General features: G+C 44.2%; 2 protein-coding genes. Both read left to right on the top strand.

Features of this window, described 5'->3' with window-relative positions; all coding sequences use genetic code 11:
* On the top strand, positions 1-717 hold a 717-nt coding region (locus A3739_RS26780; RefSeq protein WP_156502880.1), incomplete at its 5' end, for an aspartate aminotransferase family protein.
* 38 nt (positions 718-755) lie between these two features.
* Positions 756-1,537 (top strand): ABC transporter ATP-binding protein (locus tag A3739_RS26785; protein ID WP_068503405.1); only part of this gene is annotated, 782 nt, incomplete at its 3' end.

Genomic DNA, 1,537 nt, shown 5'->3' on the forward strand with positions numbered 1-1,537 from the left:
GATTCCGAGGCCTTACACTCCGCGTTTGAGCAGAACGCTAATATCGCGGCAGTAATGTTAGAACCCATACAGGGAGAAGGCGGCATTCATTTAGCAGAGACCTCTTTTCTCAAAACTGCTCGAGAGCTTTGCTCAAAACATTCTGCCCTACTCATTTGTGACGAAATACAAACGGCTAACGCGCGAACTGGGAAATACTTTGCATATCAGCACGCCAACATTCAACCCGACATAGTAACCCTCGCAAAGGGTCTCGGTAATGGTTTTCCGATTGGCGCGTGTATCAGTTCTGACGAAGCAGCAAACAGTTTAATTCCGGGCAGTCATGGCTCTACGTTCGGTGGCAACCCACTGGCATGTGCCGCCGCAATGGCGGTAATTGAAGAGATTCAAAGCAAACATCTTGAACAAAGAGCAGAATCTTTAGGACAACACATTAAGTCGGCGCTAGAGGATGCGCTTCTGGGAGCAGACTATGTCGCTGACATAAGAGGCAAAGGCTTGATGATCGGCATTGAGATGACAGACCCTTGCTTTGCTCTAGTACCACTAGCAAAAGAAAAAGGGATACTTCTAAACGTTACATCTGACAATGTGATTCGATTGCTTCCAACTTTAAGTCTATCTGATGAAGAGTGTGATTTTTTGATTGACGCAGTCATCCAGATTGTGCGTTTATACGCGGCAGACGATAGAGCTCAACCACGAGCTAAATAAACCAGATAAAAACTGCTTCCTGTTTGCCGGACTAATTAATGCCAAACTTCCTAAAAATCAGTCAACTTCAATGTCAGTACGATGAAAAGACTGTCCTTAACGATCTTAATTTCACATTAGATAAAGGCGAGTTAGCGGCACTTTTGGGACCAAGCGGTTGCGGAAAAAGTACACTTCTACGTGCGATAGCGGGATTCGAAAAAATCCAAAACGGCCAGATAGAAGTCAATCAAACTCTCTTATCTTCTCCTAGCGTATCCATTCCACCAGAAAAGCGGAAAATAGGAATGGTATTCCAAGACTACGCTCTGTTTCCGCATTTAACGATTGAACAAAACATTGCTTATGGCTTGGATAAACAACAAGCGAAATCGCCGAATAAACGAATAGAGAAGCTTTTAGACCTGATTGACTTATCCCAGCATCGAACGCGCTATCCACATGAGCTTTCTGGTGGGCAGCAACAACGTGTTGCGCTAGCCCGCGCTTTAGCACCAGAACCCGAATTAATTCTGTTTGATGAGCCATTCTCCAACCTAGACGCAGATCTCCGAACGCGATTAGGTGGAGAGGTGAGACAGATACTAAAAGACTTAAACACCAGCGCAATTTTAGTAACACACGATCAATCTGAAGCATTTGCGATGGCAGATAAAATTGGCGTTATTCAACAAGGAAAGGTTATTCAAACCGGCTCAGCAAATCAGTTGTACCATCAGCCGAAATCAAAATTTGTAGCGCAATTTATCGGCAAAGGTAGCTTCATATCTGGTAAAGCCGTTAACGAATCTACGATTGAGACCTCATTAGGGCAACTAAA

It is taken from the genome of Oleiphilus sp. HI0067 (assembly GCF_001635735.1).